Annotated in this window: 17 protein-coding genes and 1 tRNA gene; 7 read left to right on the forward strand and 11 right to left on the reverse strand. The window is 55.7% G+C overall.

The genetic code is table 11. The annotated features are described in order from the left end of the window. Window positions 1-26 precede the first annotated feature (26 nt). Window positions 27-1,784, forward strand: coding sequence for an ATP-binding protein (locus GGE09_RS08210; RefSeq protein WP_309745622.1), 1,758 nt, complete (start codon window positions 27-29; stop codon window positions 1,782-1,784). Between the two features lie 8 nt (window positions 1,785-1,792). Continuing rightward, a complete protein-coding gene (locus GGE09_RS08215) occupies window positions 1,793-3,130 on the forward strand; it encodes a sigma-54 dependent transcriptional regulator (RefSeq protein ID WP_309745623.1) in 1,338 nt (445 codons plus the stop codon). A gap of 45 nt (window positions 3,131-3,175) precedes the next feature. On the opposite strand, the gene GGE09_RS08220 is transcribed toward GGE09_RS08215, so the two are convergent. From GGE09_RS08220 to GGE09_RS08235, 4 genes are all read right to left on the reverse strand, one after another. After that, window positions 3,176-3,826, reverse strand: a complete 651-nt coding sequence (locus GGE09_RS08220) for a DUF1638 domain-containing protein (protein ID WP_309745624.1) — start codon at window positions 3,824-3,826, stop codon at window positions 3,176-3,178. Between the two features lie 6 nt (window positions 3,827-3,832). After that, on the reverse strand, window positions 3,833-4,534 hold the full coding sequence (locus GGE09_RS08225) for a B12-binding domain-containing protein (RefSeq protein WP_309745625.1): 702 nt from the start codon (window positions 4,532-4,534) through the stop codon (window positions 3,833-3,835). Between the two features lie 137 nt (window positions 4,535-4,671). After that, a complete protein-coding gene (gene bmt / locus GGE09_RS08230) occupies window positions 4,672-5,682 on the reverse strand; it encodes a betaine--homocysteine S-methyltransferase (RefSeq protein WP_309745626.1) in 1,011 nt (336 codons plus the stop codon). 88 nt (window positions 5,683-5,770) lie between these two features. After that, the gene (locus GGE09_RS08235; protein ID WP_309745801.1) at window positions 5,771-6,205 is read right to left on the reverse strand and encodes a SufE family protein; all 435 of its coding nucleotides are present in this window, start codon (window positions 6,203-6,205) and stop codon (window positions 5,771-5,773) included. 142 nt (window positions 6,206-6,347) lie between these two features. Between GGE09_RS08235 and GGE09_RS08240 the strand changes: the two genes are divergently transcribed. After that, window positions 6,348-6,878 carry a hypothetical protein gene (locus GGE09_RS08240; RefSeq protein WP_309745627.1) on the forward strand — a complete coding sequence of 177 codons (531 nt, stop codon included), beginning with the start codon at window positions 6,348-6,350 and terminating at the stop codon, window positions 6,876-6,878. Between the two features lie 64 nt (window positions 6,879-6,942). Here GGE09_RS08240 and rnd read toward each other — a convergent pair whose 3' ends face one another. From rnd to GGE09_RS08255, 3 genes are all read right to left on the reverse strand, one after another. Continuing rightward, the gene (gene rnd, locus GGE09_RS08245; protein WP_309745628.1) at window positions 6,943-8,100 is read right to left on the reverse strand and encodes a ribonuclease D; all 1,158 of its coding nucleotides are present in this window, start codon (window positions 8,098-8,100) and stop codon (window positions 6,943-6,945) included. 67 nt (window positions 8,101-8,167) lie between these two features. Further along, window positions 8,168-8,242 (reverse strand) — tRNA-Asn (locus GGE09_RS08250). 76 nt (window positions 8,243-8,318) lie between these two features. Then, window positions 8,319-9,245: an MBL fold metallo-hydrolase gene (locus GGE09_RS08255; protein ID WP_309745629.1), complete on the reverse strand. Its 927-nt coding sequence runs from the start codon at window positions 9,243-9,245 to the stop codon at window positions 8,319-8,321. 60 nt (window positions 9,246-9,305) lie between these two features. Here GGE09_RS08255 and GGE09_RS08260 point away from each other — a divergent pair, with 60 nt between their 5' ends. Next, window positions 9,306-10,625 carry an ATP-binding protein gene (locus GGE09_RS08260; protein ID WP_309745630.1) on the forward strand — a complete coding sequence of 440 codons (1,320 nt, stop codon included), beginning with the start codon at window positions 9,306-9,308 and terminating at the stop codon, window positions 10,623-10,625. A 63-nt stretch (window positions 10,626-10,688) separates the two neighbouring features. Continuing rightward, window positions 10,689-11,105, forward strand: coding sequence for a VOC family protein (locus tag GGE09_RS08265; protein WP_309745631.1), 417 nt, complete (start codon window positions 10,689-10,691; stop codon window positions 11,103-11,105). 79 nt (window positions 11,106-11,184) lie between these two features. Here the strand turns inward: GGE09_RS08265 and GGE09_RS08270 are convergent, their stop codons facing one another. Together GGE09_RS08270 and GGE09_RS08275 are read right to left on the reverse strand one after the other, a co-directional pair. Next, window positions 11,185-12,831, reverse strand: a complete 1,647-nt coding sequence (locus GGE09_RS08270; RefSeq protein WP_309745632.1) for an AMP-binding protein — start codon at window positions 12,829-12,831, stop codon at window positions 11,185-11,187. Beyond that, the gene (locus GGE09_RS08275) at window positions 12,828-13,316 is read right to left on the reverse strand and encodes a D-galactarate dehydratase (RefSeq protein ID WP_309745633.1); all 489 of its coding nucleotides are present in this window, start codon (window positions 13,314-13,316) and stop codon (window positions 12,828-12,830) included. The genes GGE09_RS08270 and GGE09_RS08275 overlap by 4 nt, the downstream gene beginning before the upstream one ends. A gap of 150 nt (window positions 13,317-13,466) precedes the next feature. On the opposite strand from GGE09_RS08275, the gene moaA reads away from it, so the two are divergent. After that, entirely contained in the window at window positions 13,467-14,480 is a 1,014-nt protein-coding gene (moaA, locus tag GGE09_RS08280) for a GTP 3',8-cyclase MoaA (RefSeq protein WP_309745634.1), read from the forward strand. 39 nt (window positions 14,481-14,519) lie between these two features. Here moaA and GGE09_RS08285 read toward each other — a convergent pair whose 3' ends face one another. Continuing rightward, window positions 14,520-15,620, reverse strand: a complete 1,101-nt coding sequence (locus tag GGE09_RS08285) for a histidine kinase dimerization/phosphoacceptor domain -containing protein (RefSeq protein WP_309745635.1) — start codon at window positions 15,618-15,620, stop codon at window positions 14,520-14,522. Window positions 15,621-15,895: 275 nt separating this feature from the next. Further along, complete coding sequence (locus tag GGE09_RS08290) at window positions 15,896-16,681, reverse strand: GNAT family N-acyltransferase (protein WP_309745636.1); 786 nt, start codon at window positions 16,679-16,681, stop codon at window positions 15,896-15,898. 105 nt (window positions 16,682-16,786) lie between these two features. On the opposite strand from GGE09_RS08290, the gene msrB reads away from it, so the two are divergent. Beyond that, entirely contained in the window at window positions 16,787-17,188 is a 402-nt protein-coding gene (msrB, locus tag GGE09_RS08295) for a peptide-methionine (R)-S-oxide reductase MsrB (RefSeq protein ID WP_309745637.1), read from the forward strand. Window positions 17,189-17,285 lie beyond the last annotated feature (97 nt).

The following is a 17,285-nucleotide window of genomic DNA, read 5'->3' on the forward strand; positions in this document are numbered from 1 at the left end:
CGTGCGCTGCGGCCTAGATTGGCCCGATGAACACAACCACGCCAGAACCTCGCGGGCGCAGCCATTGGATGCTTCGCGTCGGTGTGCTCGTTTTTCTGGTGGCCACGGGTGTGGTGATCTGGCTGTCCAATCTGTATTTCACCCAGCGGTTTTCCGAGGCGACCCGTGCGGATGCCGAAGAACAGATGACCCTATATTCCGGCCGTCTGGTCAGTGAATTACATCGCAATTCAGTAGTACCACTGCTGTTGTCGCGCGACCCGACGTTGATTGCCGCGCTAAACACCTCTGATTTTGTCGGCACGTCCCAACGATTGATTTCCTACAAAGATGAAATCGGCGCGAAATCTATTGTTCTGCTGGACGATTCAGGGCGGATCGTGGCCGCCTCGGACCGGCGTGAACTGGGCACTGTCCTGCGCGAATCCACCTTTTTCATTGAGGCTTTACGCTCTCCGGATACGGTATTCACCACTTCGGGCGTCAAAGAAGGCGCACTTGGCTTCTATTATTCGCGCAAGATGCAAAGCCAGAAAGAAACCGTTGGCGTTATCCTGATTGAGGTGGACCTGGACCAGTTGTTTGACCGCTGGTCCACCCAAGACAGCATCATTTTTGTGTCCGATAGTCAGGGCATTATCATCCTAAGCACCGAACGCCAGTTCCGTCACCAAACCCTAGAGGCAGCCCTTGCCAACCAACCTGCCCTATCGCCTGTGGAACGGGCGTGGCGGGCCACGGGGGATTGGAACCAGACGGTAGTGAACGCCAATTTTCAGGGCCAGCCCTTGTTCCGGCTGGATCAGAAAATTCCGTTTCAGGGCTGGAAGTTAAGTTACCTTGCTTCCTTTGAAGAGGTCCGTGCGCGGGTCAATGCGGTACTGGCGCTGGAACTGATGGTGTTGGCGATTGTGACCGCTTTAGGATTTTACTATCTGTCCCGCCGCGCCATCCGACAATCTTTCCTGTTTCAGGCCGAAAGCCGCGAATTGCGCGCCTTGAACGAGCGTTTGCAAAATGAAATCGCCGAGCGGGAACGGGTGGAAAAAGACCTGGAGGTGGCCGAGCAAAGCCTTGCGCAATCGTCCAAACTGGCGGCTTTGGGGGAAATGTCTGCGGCGGTCAGCCATGAATTGAACCAGCCTCTTGCCGCCATGCGCACCTATCTAGCGGGCGCGAAACTGCTGTTGCAACGCCGCCGCCCCGCCGAAGCCATGTCGTCTTTCCAGCGGATTGACGATCTGATCGAACGGATGGGGTCCATTACCAAACAGTTGAAATCATATGCCCGCAAAGGCGGAGATGACCTGATTGCGGTGGATATGCGCGATGCGGCCAATGCGTCTTTGTCGATGATGTCGCCGCAGCTCAGCCAGATGAAGGTGGAAATTGTCACCACCCTGCCCCAGGATCCTGTGATGGTTCTGGCGGATCGAGTGCGCGTGGAACAGGTGATCGTAAACCTGCTGCGCAATGCGCTTGATGCGACCAAACTGCAAGAAGACCGCCGCATTGAAATCACCCTGACAGGTGGCAGCACCATCAAACTATCGGTGGAAGACAACGGTCAGGGTATTGAAAACCTCGATGAATTGTTTGAACCGTTTTACACCACCAAAAAACCCGGCGACGGTGTTGGCCTTGGCTTGGCGATTTCCTCGGGCATTGCCAAAGACCTCGGTGGGCGACTTATTGCTCGTAATGCACAATCTGGTGGCGCGGTATTTGAGTTTTGGCTACCCGAACTAGATAAATCACAGATTAAGACACAGGCAGCAGAATAGAGAGCCCCATGGCAGAACAGATGACTATCGCGATTGTGGACGACGAACAGGATATGCGCGAAAGCATTTCCCAATGGTTGACCCTGTCAGGCTACCGCACCCAAACCTTTTCCAGCGCGGAAGAGGCTTTGAAAAACACCGACGGGGATTTTCCGGGGATTTTCATCTCGGATATTAAGATGCCCGGCATGGATGGGATCACTTTTCTGAAGCGGCTGCAAAGCATCGACAACCAACTGCCCGTTATCATGATCACAGGCCACGGCGACGTGTCCATGGCGGTTGAGGCCATGCGCATCGGGGCCTATGACTTTCTTGAAAAACCCTTTGATCCTGAACGGATGGCCGAGTTGACCAAACGCGCGGTACACACCCGCCGCCTGACGCTGGACAACCGCACCCTGCGCCGTGAACTGTCCGATGGCACGGTATTGCTGCGCAAATTGATGGGCTCCAGCCCGATTATGGAACGGCTGCGCGAGGATATCCTCGATCTGGCGCAGGCCGACGGGCATATTCTGGTGTCTGGTGAAACCGGTACGGGCAAAAGCCTGATCGCCCATGCGCTGCATGCTTGTGGGCCACGGCAGGGCAAGAAATTCATCATGCTGAACTGCGCCGCCTTTACCGAAGAAGAACTGGCCCGCCGCCTGTTTGGCCCGATGGATGACGGCACCCCTGCACTGGAAGCTTCGCTTGGCGGGACGCTGTGTCTGGAAGACGTGGAAAGCCTGCCCGCGTCGGTTCAGGCCCGTCTGATTGGCGCACTCGAAGACCATGACCGCGGGGCAGACACATCGCCTTTGCGGATCATCGCGATTTCCAATGAACCCGATCCCAACACCCCGCTAGAGGATTCCATCCGTCAGGACCTGTTCTTCCGTCTGGCGGCCATGCAAATCACCCCGCCGCCATTGCGCTCGCGCGGGGAGGATATTTTGAATCTGTTCAACCGCTACGTGGAAACCTTTGCAGATGAATACGGCTGTGAAGGCCCGGATGTATCGGCCAAAGACGCCGCACAACTGCTGCAAGCGCCGTGGCCCGGCAACATCCGTCAGTTGATCAATCTGGCCGAACGCGCGGTGTTACAACACCGTCGCGGCAGCTATTCCATCGCCAATCTGCTGATGGATGACGCTTCAGAACCCACCCCTGACGTTATTTCCGAAGGCAAACCCCTGAAAGAATACGTTGAAGCCTTTGAACGCATGTTGATCGACAACACCATGCGGCGCCACAAAGGGTCTATCCAATCTGTGATGGAAGAACTGTCCCTGCCCCGCCGTACATTGAACGAAAAAATGGCGAAATACGGGTTAAGCCGCAGCAATTACGTGGGATGACCCGCTAAGCAATACCGCCACACAAAACTGCCAAGGGCTGCGCGTTCAGCCTTTGGCTGGAAGTTTGCTTAACGCCACTTGCAGATCGCCATACCCCGTAAAGCGGCGTTCCAGTGGCAAGCCCAGCTTATCCGCGCAGGCCTGTGCCTTGGCATCAAGGGCAGGATCATTGGTTTGCGCCTGATAGATCATCTTGGTGTAATTGCCAAAAAGCATGTCACGCAGTTGCGGGTGACGATCCAGCCCCATCGGTTTCCAGACGAAGGCGTCGAACTGTTTGACCAGAAAGTCGGTCAGATAAAACGCCGTGATTTCGTCTTCGGCGCCATCGGCAAAAGCCTCATTTCCTTCAAAAAACGAATAGCAATGGGGGCCTGCGATCATTTCCACGCCAAGCTCATCACATTTTGCCTGTAACAGCCCGCCTGTGCCGCAATCCGCATAAGCAACAAATATCTGGCTGTAGCTGTCCCGATGCTTTTCCACGGCCTTAACCACCTCGTCGGTGATTTTATCGGGATAAAGATGCAGCTTGGCAGGCAAGCAGGTCAGGTCCATATGGTCCCATTTGTTCAGTTTGAACAGGGCCAGAATTTCCCGCGCCAATGCACCGCACGCCAAAACAAGAATGCGCGCAGGGTCGGCCCCGCGCGCATCCAATCCGTCTTCGGTTAATGTAACATCATCAACCAGCATAGCGCGCTACGCAGTCATCATGTTGTGCTTCTTCGCCATGAATTCTTTGGCGGTTTCCACAGCAACAGCCGCATCGCGGCAATAGGCATCCGCACCGATGGCCTTACCGAACTCTTCGTTCAGCGGCGCACCGCCAACCAGAACGGTAAAGTCGTCGCGCATGCCTTTTTCGATCATCGTGTCGATCACAACTTTCATATAAGGCATGGTTGTTGTCAGCAGGGCAGACATTCCCAGAATATCGAATTCACCAGTTTCCAGCGCCTCGATGTAGTTTTCAACGGGGTTGTTGATGCCAAGGTCTTTGACCTCGAATCCCGCGCCTTCCATCATCATGGTGACAAGGTTTTTGCCGATATCGTGGATATCGCCTTTGACCGTGCCAATCACCATATTGCCCAAACGGGGCGCGCCGGTTTCAGCCAGCAATGGTTTCAGGATAAACATGCCACCCTTCATCGCATTTGCCGCCAAAAGTACCTCTGGCACGAACAGGATACCATCGCGGAAATCGATACCCACGATGCGCATACCTTCGACCAAGGCTTTGGTCAGCACGTCATACGGCTGCCAGCCACGGCCCAGCAAAATGTTGACGCCCTCTTCGATTTCCTCTTTCAGGCCATCATAGAGATCATCGTGCATTTGTAGCACAAGCTCGTCGTCGCTCAGCTCGGACAGGATGATTTCGTCTTCTTCGTCAGACATTTGGCAAAATCCCATTAATTTCAGCACCTAGAATAAGGTGACTATACAACCACGTTTAAGCGCAGAGGCTTTTCATTCTGCAAGAATAGCGACACATGCGTTTCACATTCCGACCGTTCATATCATTTGCAGACTTGTTAGTCGCGCCGACGCCGCCGTGCGCGTGGCTCCCCCGATGGTCCGGCCGTGCCATCATCCACTGATGAAAACGCGCCCATCCGCTCTGCAATCACAGAAAGGTCCGGTGTTTCGCCCTTGGGCGTGGATTCCAGAGATTTACGCATGGCTGCCAGATGTTCCGGCATCGTGCCACAACAACCGCCGATGAACGACGCGCCACAATCCCGTGCCAGAACCGCATAATCCGCCATTAAGGTTGGCGTGCCGTCATAGTGAATGTGACCATCCACGTATTTCGGAATCCCGGCATTGCCTTTGGCAATCAAAGGACGATCAGGCTCGGCCGCAGCCATGCCCAGAATGGTGCGCAGCAGATCAGACGCCCCGACCCCGCAGTTTGCACCGAACGCAAAGGGCTTGTTTTCCATGGCTTTGATCATGTCGACCATACCGTTTGACGTCATCCCCATCATGGTGCGTCCAGCCGTGTCAAAGCTCATGGTACCACACCAAGGCGCGCCGATATTGCCAATGGCTTCTGCTGCGGCGGCGTATTCTTCGGGGGCGGAAATGGTTTCAACCCAAAGAACATCCGCACCGCCTTCCATCAGGCCCACAGCTTGTTCTTCAAAGATTTCAACCGCATCGGCGTGGGACAGCGTGCCAACTGGCAGCATAATGTCGCCCGTCGGCCCCATAGACCCTGCAACAATCACGTCACGGCCCGCTTTATCAGCCACTTCACGGCCAATTTCAGCGGCAATCCGTGACAATTCCCGCGCGCGGCTTTGCGCATTATGCAGCTTCAAACGCGCCGCATTGCCGCCAAAACTGTTGGTCAAAAACATATCCGAACCCGCATCCACGGCACCCTGATACAGTTTGGCAATCCGGTCGGGGTGCCATTCGTTCCACATTTCAGGGGCTTCGCCAGCTTCCAACCCCATGTTGAACAGGTTCGTCCCTGTTGCGCCATCGGTCAGGATCCAGCCTTGGGTATCCAGAAGTTTCTGTAGTTTTTCAGACATATAATGCTCCGCGCGCGACCGAAATAGTCGGCTTACGCCTCCGTGTCACAAGGACTGCACAGGCGCAAACTCTTTCTAAACATAACGATTATGAATTTGACGCGATGTTTTGCTGAGCCAGAGATTGGATACGCACGATCATCGCCCGCAAGCCATTGGAACGTTGGGCAGAAAGGTGTTGATCCAGCCCCAGTTGGGCAAAAGCGGCGGCGGCATCTGTGTCGACCACATCTTGCAAACGAACGTTGTTAAACAGCGCCAGCAGAATGGCGATCAGCCCGCGTACAATCATCGCGTCGCTTTCCCCCTGAAAGCGGAAAATCGCATCCGGCCCCTGCCCGTCTATTTTCGGCACAATCCAGACCTGCGACGCGCATCCGTCCACTTTGGTCGCATCGACCTGAAAGGCTTCGTCAAGCGGCGGCATCGCTTTACCCAGTTCGATCACATGGCGATAGCGATCTTCCCAATCGTCCAGAAATTCAAACGTTTCCACAATTTCCTGAAATTCTTCAGTCATTATTAACCATTCCTGCGTTATTCCTAAGGCGTTACCTATGTCGCACATCCGATCAGGTCCACCAATAATTCGACACCGCGTCACTCGGGCCTTTTCTTTGAAACCTGTTTTAGCTAACTATTGGCCAACAAAACGGGGTCGGCAGATGAAAAAACTTGTATGCGCATTTTTTGTGGTTGGCATGGTGTCTTCTTGTGGTCTGGGCAATAGCGCGGGCAGCAGTGCAGGAAGCGCCGGATCAGCTGGCAGTGCGGGTTCCTCTGGCAGTGCCAATTCCGCTGGCAGCTTTGGCGGTTCCAGCCTGTTCGGACGGCGTAACCGTGCCGACAAACGCGCCGACGCAGCGGCAGCAATCAGCACACCGGGGCTTATCAGCGTTGTAAAAGAAGCAAAATTCGAACGTGCCAGAGGCGGCGCAATCATCCGTGCGCGCGGCGTGGCCCCACGCCAAGGCTATTACAATGCCAAATTGTTCAGCCCCACAGACCTGAAACCTGATGAAAACGGGGTTCTGACATTAGAATTTCGCGCCAAAGAGCCTCAGTTCCAGACAAATGTTCTAAGCGAACATTCCCGTGAAATTGACGTGGGGATCTTTATTTCCGAACAGAAATTGAACGCAGCGAACTCTATTCGGGTGGTGGCACGCCAGAACCAGATCAGCCTAAAGCGTTAAACGCACACAGCGTTTAACCATAAGCGAACAACCGGATTGCACCGGCAATCCGGATCAAACCACCTTACAGATGTACGATTTTTACGCTGCTGCCATTGGCAGATAAGGCCACTTTGCCGTCACACAGATCTTTGGCATCCGCGCCAAAGACTTCATGACGCCAGCCGCGAAACACGCTGTCCCCGCCCACACCCGCCGCAATATCATCCAGATCGGACGCATTGGCGATCAGTTTTTGGGCCACGCCTGCTTCTTCAGCTTTGGCCTTAAGCAAAACACGCAGCAAATCCGCCAAGCCTTCGCTGCCCTGCGGGCGCTGGCGGACTTTTTCAACAACGGGCAGGTTTTCACTCGGGATGGCATCAGCGGCTTTTACAGCGGCCAGAATACCCTCACCAATGCTGCCTTTGCGGGCTTCCCGCAACAACAGACGCGAACCATTTAGATCGGCGAGCGCTTTGGGACGGGTTGCAGCCACTTCCATCAGGGCATCGTCTTTATAGACCCGATTGCGCGGAATATTGCGCTGCTGCGCATAGATTTCGCGGAATTTGGCCAGCTCTTGCACTGTCGCCAGAAAACGCCGCGAATTGCTACGTGTTTTCAGCCGCTTCCAGGCGTCGTCAGGATTGGCATTATAGGTGTCCGGATTGATCAGAATTTCAACTTCTTCTTCAACCCATGACGTGCGTTTGGTCTGTTTCAACTTACGCGCAAGAAACTCGTAAATCTCGCGCAGATGGGTCACATCGCCCAGCGCATAATTCTTTTGCTTGTCCGACAAAGGCCGCGCCGACCAATCGGTAAACCGCGAGGATTTATCCAATTGCGCCTTGGCGATCTTGCGCACCAGAGTTTCATAGCCCACCTGCTCGCCAAAACCGCAAACCATCGCAGCAACCTGCGTGTCAAAAAACGGTTTCGGGAAAATCTGGCGATCCACAAAGAAAATTTCCAGATCCTGCCGCGCCGCGTGAAACACTTTCACAACGCTTTCGTCCTGAAACAGCGCATACAGCGGATCAAGCGACAATTCGGGTTCCAGCACATCAATCAAAACCGCGCCTTCGTCCCCTGTCCCCGGATGGGCCATCTGAATCAGGCAAAGTTTGGAATAATAGGTGCGTTCCCGAAGGAATTCGGTGTCGAGTGTGACGTAGTCGAATGTGGCGCAATGGGCACAAAACTCTGCCAGCTGTTCAGTCGTTGTTATCGTTCTCATAAACAGGGCTTAGTTTTTTTTGGGGCCATCTTCAAGCGTGGAAAGCCGCTTTTTCATGGGGAAAATTTGGCTCCGGCGGTAGGGGTCGAACCTACGACAAATTGATTAACAGTCAACTGCTCTACCACTGAGCTACGCCGGAACACTTTTACCTTTCGGTGAGGGGCGTATAGCAAAGGCTATTTGGGGCGTCCATAGTCATTTTGGCCTGTTTGGAATTATTTTGCACTGAACACGGTTTCCACTGAAATCGGGCGGTCAGGGGTGACTAAATTCCGTTCTGACAGGTCGATCAGATGGGCAAACACATTGCGTGCGGCGGCAGGGATCAGGCGCGGGTCCACGTCTGTATAGATTAACTCGGCCAATCCCAGCGCTGTGGCTGGGGTACCAGTGCCAAGGTTGGCCAGAATCTGCGACTCGCGGGTTTTGCGGTGGCGAATCTGATGGGCGACCATAGCTGCGGGGTCTTTGACCGCGCCGCCATGACCCGGAAAGTAGATAGAATCGCCCTTACGCGCCGCCATTTTTTCCATTGAGGCCATGAAACTGGTCAAATCCCCGTCAGGGGGCGATACCATGGTGGTGGCCCAGCCCATCACATGATCCCCCGTCAGTACAGCGCCTGTGCCTTGCACCGCGAAACACAGGTGGTTGGACAGATGCCCCGGCGTGTGGATTGCTTCCAGCGCCCAGCCTGCGCCCGTGATCACTGCGCCATCGGCGATCCGTTCATCGGGGGTGAAATCTGCATCAATGCCTTCATTCCCACCCAGATCGCCTTGGGCGGCAAGGCGTTCCATCACGGGGCTGCGCCCTTGATTCGCCGTACCAAACCCCAGCACCGGCGCATCCACGGCCAAGGACAGACGCCGAGACAATGGCGAATGGTCGATATGCGAGTGGGTCACAACCACATGGCTGACAGGCCGCCCGTTGATCGCCGCCAGCAATGCTGCCAGATGGGCGTCATTGTCAGGACCAGGGTCAACAATCGCCAGCGACTCGGTCCCGATCACATAGGTCTGGGTGCCGGTAAACGTCATCGGCCCGCCGTTCGGGGCGGTTACCACGCCAATATCAGGGGTCAGTTGCACCAATGTTCCGGTTTGCGGGGTATAATCGCGGTCAAACGGGTCAGCCATGGACGGGTCTCCAGCTTTGGGTTGCACGGGCGCAGCGTGGCACGTAACACTTTTTAGGTGATGTTTAACAAATGGCTCAAGCCCTATCTGCCCCGTTCCCTGTTCGGACGTGCCTTTCTGATCCTCGCGGTGCCGATCGTGTTGATTCAGGTGGTTGTGGGCGTCGTGTTTGTAGAGCGGCTGTTCCAAGACGTGACCCGCCAGATGACCCAATCCATGTCGCTGGATCTGAACCACCTGATTTCATTGGTGGCGCAGGATCAGAACACGCGGCTGACAGCGGCCCATTTGCAAATTGCGCTGGCCCCTGCCCCCAATGCTGACCTGAACGCGCCGGACCAGTTAAAGGACAGTCTGGATTTTTCAGGCCGCTATGTGATCGAAACCTTGCATGAAATGGTGCCCCAAGCGCGGGTTGTCGATCTGAACAGCGCCAAAGGGTTTGTCAGTGTTCTGTGTGAAATCAATGGCAAAGCCTATGATTTCAGCTTTCCGCGCAACCGCGTTTCAGCGGCCAACCCCCACCAGTTGCTAGTGGCGATGGTGCTTGCGGCTGTGGTTCTAACGGCCCTTGCCGCTGCATTTTTGCGCAACCAGATCAGCCCCGTGCGCCGCTTGGCCCGTGCAGCGGATGCTTTTGGTAAGGGGCAGATGTTACCGCTGTATCCCCGAGGCGCTTCCGAAGTCCGCGCGGCAACCAATGCGTTTTTATCCATGCGCGCACGGATTGAACGGCAGATTGAGCAGCGCACCTTGATGCTGTCCGGGGTCAGCCACGACCTGCGCACGCCGCTCACCCGCTTGAAATTGTCCCTGTCCTTGCTGGATCAACCAGACGGAGACACCCGCCTGATGGCGCAAGATCTGGACGAGATGGAGGAAATCCTGAACGAGTTCCTGGCCTTTGCCAAAGGCGACAGTGAAGAACAGGACGAAATGGTCTCTCCCCGCGCACTGGCCGAACAGGTGGTCAGCAATGCCAGCCGCAGCGGACGCGACATCACCCTGACATTCGAAGGGGCGGAGGACGCCGCACAACCCGTCAAAATGCGCCGCCCCGCCGTGCAGCGCACCCTTTCAAACCTGCTGTCCAACGCCCTGAAATACGGCGACCGGATTGAGGTCAGCGTCTACACTGGCGCGGGTTTTGTGGAATTTGTGGTCGAAGACAACGGCCCCGGCATCCACCCCGACCAGCGCGACGATGCAATCAAACCCTTTGCCCGTCTCGACACAGCGCGCAACCAGAACAAAGGATCTGGCGTGGGGCTGGGGCTGGCAATCGCCGCCGATATCGCCCGCAGTCACGGCGGCAGTTTGAACCTGAGCGACAGCGAAAAGCTGGGCGGGTTGAAGGCGGCGTTTAGGCTGCCGCGGTAGATTGGGGGAAACGGTTTGTGAATATTAACGGATACCCAATCGCCTGAAAAAGGAACAAGCAGCATGATTGCCTATGTTACAGTCGGAGCCGATGATATGGACCGCGCGAAACGTTTTTACGCGGCATTCCTGCCCGAACTGGGCTATGGGCTAAAGGAAGGGGCCGAGGGGCTAAGCTGGGCGCTGCCCCTTCAAAAGGGCCAGTCCGTTGCTCTGCCGGATTTCTATGTAAAACCAACCTTCGATGGACGCCCCGCTTCGGCTGGAAACGGCACGATGATCGCCTTTGAAGCGCGCAATCAACAGCAAGTACGCGACCTTCATTCAGCTGCGCTTTCCGCTGGCGGCTTTAACGAAGGCCAGCCTGGATTTCGCGACTCTTATGGCCCCTATTTTTATGTCGGCTACCTTCGCGACCCACAGGGAAACAAGATCGCCTTATTCTCAAATGACGAAAACGAACCCGGTCGTGACGATTGAATCGGATCGGCCTGACGACGGCAAGGAAACGTTCACAGCCAAGGTATTCGGGCCGCGCAACATAGGGTCCGCGCGCGCCCTACCCTTTATGCAACGCCCTTAACTCCCGCCGCATGATCTTGCTTGTGGCGGTCATTGGCATTTCGTCCAGCACCTGAATGGATCGCGGTGCCACATGGGGGGAAACCCGCTGTTTTACCAGATCAATCAGTTCTGCGATCAGCCCGTCGTGAAACGCACCTTCGCGCAGCACCACAAAAGCCTTGACCGCCTCGCCGCGGATATCGTCGGGGATGCCGATCACGCCTGCAAAGATCACGTCAGGGTGGCGGGTCAGGCAGGATTCGATCTCGCTCGGGCCAACGCGGTAACCGGCAGAGGTAATCACATCGTCATCGCGCGATGAAAAGCGAAAGAACCCGTCGGCATCGGTTTCCCCGATGTCCCCCGTCAGCAACCAATCGCCGTGAAATTTGGCGGCGGTTTTTTCGGGATTGTTCCAATAACCCAGAAACATCCCCATATGGCTGCGATGGATTGCGATTTCGCCGGTTTGACTAGGCTCCAAGACCGTACCATCCGGACCTAAAACCACAACATTGGCCCCTGGAATGGGCAGGCCCATACTGCCGGGTTTAGGATCAAAGACGCGCACGGAATTGCCCAGCACCAGATTACATTCGGTCTGGCCGTAGATTTCGTTGATGGTCAGCCCCAGCCCCTTGCGCCCCCAGTCCAGAATATCCGCCCCCAATGCCTCACCGCCTGAAAGGACGGATCGCAGGGTGGTGGCACCCGGGGCTGGAATTTGACGCATCAGTTTAAGGGCTGTGGGCGGCAGAAAAGCGTTGCGGATGGAATGGGTTTCGATCAGGTCATAGACACGTTCAGGATCAAATTTCCCCATGCGATAGGCGACCACAGGCACGCCGTAATACAGACTGGGCATCAACGTGTTCATCAAGCCCCCCATCCACGCCCAATCCGCAGGGGTCCATTGCAGATCACCCGAATGGGGAAAGAAATTATGGGCCATTTCCACACAAGGCAAATGCCCGATCAGCACGCGGTGGCCGTGCAACGCGCCTTTGGGCGGACCAGTGGTACCTGATGTATAGACCAGCAGTGCGGGATCATCTGGCGCGGTGGCTTTGGTGCGAAACTCGTCAGATGCCGCGCCAAGATCGCCGTGGAAATCACGGATCTGAACATCCCTTAGCTGCGGCCCTGCCCCATCAATACAAAAGATGGTTTTAAGGTCGGGCAGACGCTCGATCACCTCCAGCACTTTGGGCAGATTGGCGCTGTCGGTCACCAGCATTTTGGCGCCGCTATCACGCAGGCGGAATTCCAACGCATCGGCCCCGAACAGGGTAAACAACGGCAAGGCCACACCCACCAGTTTATAGGTTCCAAAATGGCAGACCGCTGTTTCTAGGGATTGCTGCAACAGAATGGCGCAGCGATCCCCCCGTTGAAATCCTTGCGCCGCCAGCACGTTCGCGAATTGGTTAGAAAGCCGGTTAAGGCTCTGATAAGACACGCTTTCCGTTGACTGCCCGTCCTTCAGGCAAATCAACGCCGTGCGCTCTGGGTCTTGGCGCGCCCAGCGTTCGACGCAGGCGCTTGCTATGTTGAAACGGTCAAGAACCGGCCATTCGAACGCCTGACACATGGCCGCCCAACTGTCGCGGCGGGCTACCAGCGTGTCGGCGAAAACCGTCATCTTATAAAGACCCTGACTTCCACCAAATCGGTGATCGGGATCGCCAGAACCTGCATGGCGGCGATGGAAAGCTGCGATCCTGATCCTGCCTCGGCACCACTTGGCACCAGCATCACATTCACCGAGGCCCCTGATTTTTCGACAACCACACGGCCCTTAGCCTCGGATGAGACAAGGGGGGTGCGCAGCCAGAAACCATCCCGTTCCAACAAACCAAGAGAGGCGATTGTGGTGCCTTTGTCCTGTTCGGGGCGGGTGACCGGTTTGGTGGCTGCGGCCAAAGCGGATGGGGTAACCTTGCTGGCCTCGGCCACGGTAAGTGGTGCTGCATCTGTGGTTGTTTCGAGGGGTGTCTCGGCATTTTGGGGGGCTGCCGCCACCGCCGTAGCGGTTTTGTCCCCCCGTTTAAACAGACCGAATCTGCGATCTCCGCATCCTGTCACCACAAGGGCTGCGATCACTAATAGGGGGATTTGTTTTCTCATGCCTGCTTGTCCTGTTCTTGACCCGTTTCGGCCTTTATCCGGCCCATGCGCCTTTGCCCAGACGATAGGTGCAGCCGCGTTTCAATTCAACTCCCCGAAAAAGGTGGGAAATGTCTTGAAGCGTGCCTACCTTCGACCTAGGTTCAGCCTATGACAGATGCACCCAGACTAGTTGACCCCTTCCAGCGCGCCATCACCTATTTGCGGGTGTCGGTGACGGATAGATGCGATTTCAGATGTGTTTATTGCATGTCCGAAAACATGACATTCCTGCCCAAAAAGGAACTTCTGACCCTTGAAGAGCTGGATCGCCTGTGTTCCGCCTTTGTGCACGAAGGTGTGCGCAAGCTGCGGATTACGGGGGGCGAACCCTTGGTGCGCCGTGGTATCATGGAATATTTCCGCGCCATGAGCCGCCACATCGACAGTGGCAAACTGGATGAACTGACGCTGACCACCAATGGGTCACAATTGCGCCGCTACGCCAAGGAATTGGCGGAATGTGGCGTGCGGCGGGTGAATATTTCGCTCGATACGCTGGATGAACAGAAATTCGCCAAAATCACCCGCTGGGGTCGTCTGGCCCAGGTTCTGGACGGTATCGACGCCGCACAAGAGGCCGGATTGCGGGTGAAAATCAACGTGGTCGCCCTAAAAGGCGGCAACGAGGATGAGTTGGAAAAGATCGTAAAATGGTGCGCCGATCGCGGTATGGACCTGACCTTTATCGAAGTCATGCCCATGGGGGACTTGGGCAATGAGGACCGTCTGGATCAATACTGGTCCCTGAAAGACCTGCGCAAGCGGTTGGAAAACACTTGGTCCCTGACCGATCTGTCCGAAAACACCGGCGGGCCTGCACGCTATGTGCGGGTGAATGAAACAGGCCAGAAAATCGGCTTTATCACCCCGCTGACCCATAATTTCTGCGAAAGCTGCAATCGCGTTCGTCTGACCTGCACCGGCCAGTTGTTCCAGTGCTTGGGGCAAGAAGATGAAGCAGACTTGCGCAAAGTTCTGCGGGACAACCCCGAAGATGACAGCCCGCTGATCCGCGCCATCCATGCTGCCATCGCGAAAAAGCCAAAAGGCCATGATTTTGATTATTCCCGCCAGCAAGTGGGCGGCACCATGACCCGCCACATGAGCCATACCGGCGGGTAATTTCGCCAAGTCAGCGGGGCTGCCAGCAGCCCTGCGCCGTCAGCTTTGGAATTGCACCTTTAAGGTGGTCCCCGAAGGCCCCGAACCTTGGACCAACTGGCCGTCCAACTGGGTCGCCGCCGAAGCCATCAACATTTCCCCCAGCCCAGTGTGCAGCGCCGCCTGCCCGTTCAGCGCCCCGTCCCCAGAAACCGCGGGCGCGGCAGAGGCGTCCCCCGATACAGCGCGGCCAACCCCTGTATCGCTGCAATCCAGCGTCCAGTCTTGATAGCCCGTTTTGGTCAAAGAAATGTGGACCTTGCCAGCCTGCCCATCTGGAAAGGCATGTTTGATAGAATTGGCCAGAAACTCGCTGACGATCATCCCGATGGCCGAGGCTTTACGGGCATCCAGCGTATCATCCACGCTGGTAACGATGACTTCAACGTTGTCAGGGGACACATCCCGCAACAACTGGCCCACCCGCTCTAGATAGGTTTTGGCCTCAACGATGCCTTGACCCTCGCGCCCCATCAGTTCTGTATGCAGCGACGCAACGGCCCCGATCCGACGCACCACCAAATCCAGCACCTCAACCGCTTTGGGATCGTTGACCGCACGGGTCGCAACCCGCGTGATGGATGCGATGGTCTGCAACGAATTTTTCACACGGTGGTCAATTTCGTTTCTAAGCGCTTCTTCAGCCCGCAACCGTTTGCGCAATTCCAACTGGGTCATCACCTGCCGCGACAGGGTCTTCAGCGCCTGTCGTTGGAAATCGCTCAACGCACGGGGCTTGGTATCCAGAACACACAATGTGCCGATGGGCAGACCATTTGGCGCAATCAGATTAGCCCCAGCATAAAAATTGACCTGCGGGCCATCGGTGTGCAGCGGGTTATCAGACGTGCGGGCATCTGCCGACATGTCCGGAATTTCCAAATAACTTTCTTCCAGTACCGCATGGGCGCAGACCGATTGTTCCAGCGTGGTTTCGCTGGGTTCAAATCCAATCCGCGCTTTGAACCACTGTCTGTCATCATCTACCAAGCTGATCAGCGACACAGGCACATCACAAATTTTAGAGGCCAACGCGACGATATCGTCAAAGTCTGCCTCGTCTGTGGTATCCAAAACGTCATAGGATCGAAGCGTTTTCAAACGTTTTTCGTGCTGTGGGTGTTGATCAGAGAGAATCGGCGTATTCCTTGGACATATCGTAAAACTTTCAAGCCACACTGATGATTAAGGTGACCGGTTCTAAACAGCTCGCGAAAAATGGGCCGAGCAATTGTGGAAATTTAACAAAGTTAGCATTGCAGAGACAAGTGGCTTTCAGGGTTCAAGTCCGGATTGCATTGCACAAATGGTTTGGTTTTGGCGCGTTTTCGCCGAACGGCCCACAACAAGTATGATTGGTGGTATCCGAAAGTCTTTTATCGGGCATCTGCCCGTAACAACTGCGCCCGCCGCGCGGGGATATTTGCGATTTCCACCCCCGTGAACACATGAAACGTGCCAAGGGCGCGGTCTATAACAGCGTGATCCGACACCCAGCCCCCCATCCCCAGATAGGTGCGCAACAAGCTTGGCATTGGCCGGTTGGCTTGGGGGCTGGACGAGGTTTGGATCGGGGTTTCCAGCAGTTCGGCAAAATTGCGGGTCTCGGCCGCTTTGCGTTTGGGGGCCCAACATTGGGGCGCCAGATGTCGTTTTTGCAGCAAGGCCAGCGCCGCGTGATACGGTGTTGTGTCATTGCCTGGAAAAGACGAACAGCCAAACATCATGCCGATCCCGTGGGTATCCACATAACGGGTCAGCATGGCCCAGCCAAGCCGTACAATATCAGGGTCATTTGCCCCAAAAGACGTACAAAAGCGGCCGATTTCAAGCATTGGTCTGGCGTAGGTTTTCAGCTTGGACAGGTCATAGAACTGCGCCGAATAGCTGATGCCTATGCCTGCCCCGCTATCCAGATGCAAAAACCGGAAACAGGCCAGAACCGCACCGCTTTGGGTGTCTTCTACCAGCACATGTTGGCATTTGGGATCAAAGTCATCCGCATCCAACGCCCCCGAGTCCGCCGATTGTGGCCCCGTAAACATCTGGTGACGCAACCGTTGGGCCGCCTGTAGATCCTGCGCGCTTGCTGCCATACGCGCCTGTAAACGCCCTTTGACCACCGCTGGGATCGGGGCAATCTTATTGTCAAATGCGGTCATTAAACACCATTAGTTGATCAGGGCCAGTTGCAGCCAGCTCTTTTCACTATATCTATGGGACCAAAGGTAAAACGACAATGTTCATAATCAATGAAGGAGCATGACATGGTAGACAAGATCGTAAAAAGTGATGCCGAATGGCGCGCGCAACTGTCTGACTTGGCCTATAAAGTCACCCGCAAGGCAGGAACCGAGCGGGCGTTCACCAATGACAACTACCCCAAGGCCGCTGGCATGTTCCATTGTGTGTGCTGTGACGCGCCATTGTTTGATGCGAATGCGAAATTTGACAGCGGCACAGGCTGGCCGTCGTTCTATCAACCTGCAAACGGCGATGCGGTCGAAGAACACGAAGACAACGGTTGGTTCATGCGCCGCACCGAAGTGTTATGCGCACGCTGTGATGCCCATCTGGGGCATGTGTTCAATGATGGCCCACAACCTACGGGCCTGCGCTATTGCATGAACGGCGCTGCTATGACGTTCCAACAGGAAAATGATGACTGATAGGGAATAACGGATCAGGAATAACGGGTCGGGGCGGCGTTCCCGCCTGCCCTAGCCCTGTCTGCTTCGGCCCGCCTTATGTGCGGGCCGTTTTGCG

Source organism: Roseobacter sp. N2S (assembly GCF_031454055.1).
Taxonomy (GTDB): Bacteria; Pseudomonadota; Alphaproteobacteria; order Rhodobacterales; family Rhodobacteraceae; genus Amylibacter.

Coding starts and splice junctions, on each gene's coding strand:
- GGE09_RS08215 (WP_309745623.1), top strand. CDS start 1,793: ATGGCAGAACAGATGACTATCGCGATTGTGGACGACGAACAGGATATG.
- GGE09_RS08290 (WP_309745636.1), bottom strand. CDS start 16,681: ATGACCGCATTTGACAATAAGATTGCCCCGATCCCAGCGGTGGTCAAA.
- bmt (WP_309745626.1), bottom strand. CDS start 5,682: ATGTCTGAAAAACTACAGAAACTTCTGGATACCCAAGGCTGGATCCTG.
- GGE09_RS08240 (WP_309745627.1), top strand. CDS start 6,348: ATGAAAAAACTTGTATGCGCATTTTTTGTGGTTGGCATGGTGTCTTCT.
- GGE09_RS08210 (WP_309745622.1), top strand. CDS start 27: ATGAACACAACCACGCCAGAACCTCGCGGGCGCAGCCATTGGATGCTT.
- moaA (WP_309745634.1), top strand. CDS start 13,467: ATGACAGATGCACCCAGACTAGTTGACCCCTTCCAGCGCGCCATCACC.
- rnd (WP_309745628.1), bottom strand. CDS start 8,100: ATGAGAACGATAACAACGACTGAACAGCTGGCAGAGTTTTGTGCCCAT.
- msrB (WP_309745637.1), top strand. CDS start 16,787: ATGGTAGACAAGATCGTAAAAAGTGATGCCGAATGGCGCGCGCAACTG.
- GGE09_RS08275 (WP_309745633.1), bottom strand. CDS start 13,316: ATGAGAAAACAAATCCCCCTATTAGTGATCGCAGCCCTTGTGGTGACA.
- GGE09_RS08270 (WP_309745632.1), bottom strand. CDS start 12,831: ATGACGGTTTTCGCCGACACGCTGGTAGCCCGCCGCGACAGTTGGGCG.
- GGE09_RS08255 (WP_309745629.1), bottom strand. CDS start 9,245: ATGGCTGACCCGTTTGACCGCGATTATACCCCGCAAACCGGAACATTG.
- GGE09_RS08265 (WP_309745631.1), top strand. CDS start 10,689: ATGATTGCCTATGTTACAGTCGGAGCCGATGATATGGACCGCGCGAAA.
- GGE09_RS08225 (WP_309745625.1), bottom strand. CDS start 4,534: ATGTCTGACGAAGAAGACGAAATCATCCTGTCCGAGCTGAGCGACGAC.
- GGE09_RS08260 (WP_309745630.1), top strand. CDS start 9,306: ATGTTTAACAAATGGCTCAAGCCCTATCTGCCCCGTTCCCTGTTCGGA.
- GGE09_RS08220 (WP_309745624.1), bottom strand. CDS start 3,826: ATGCTGGTTGATGATGTTACATTAACCGAAGACGGATTGGATGCGCGC.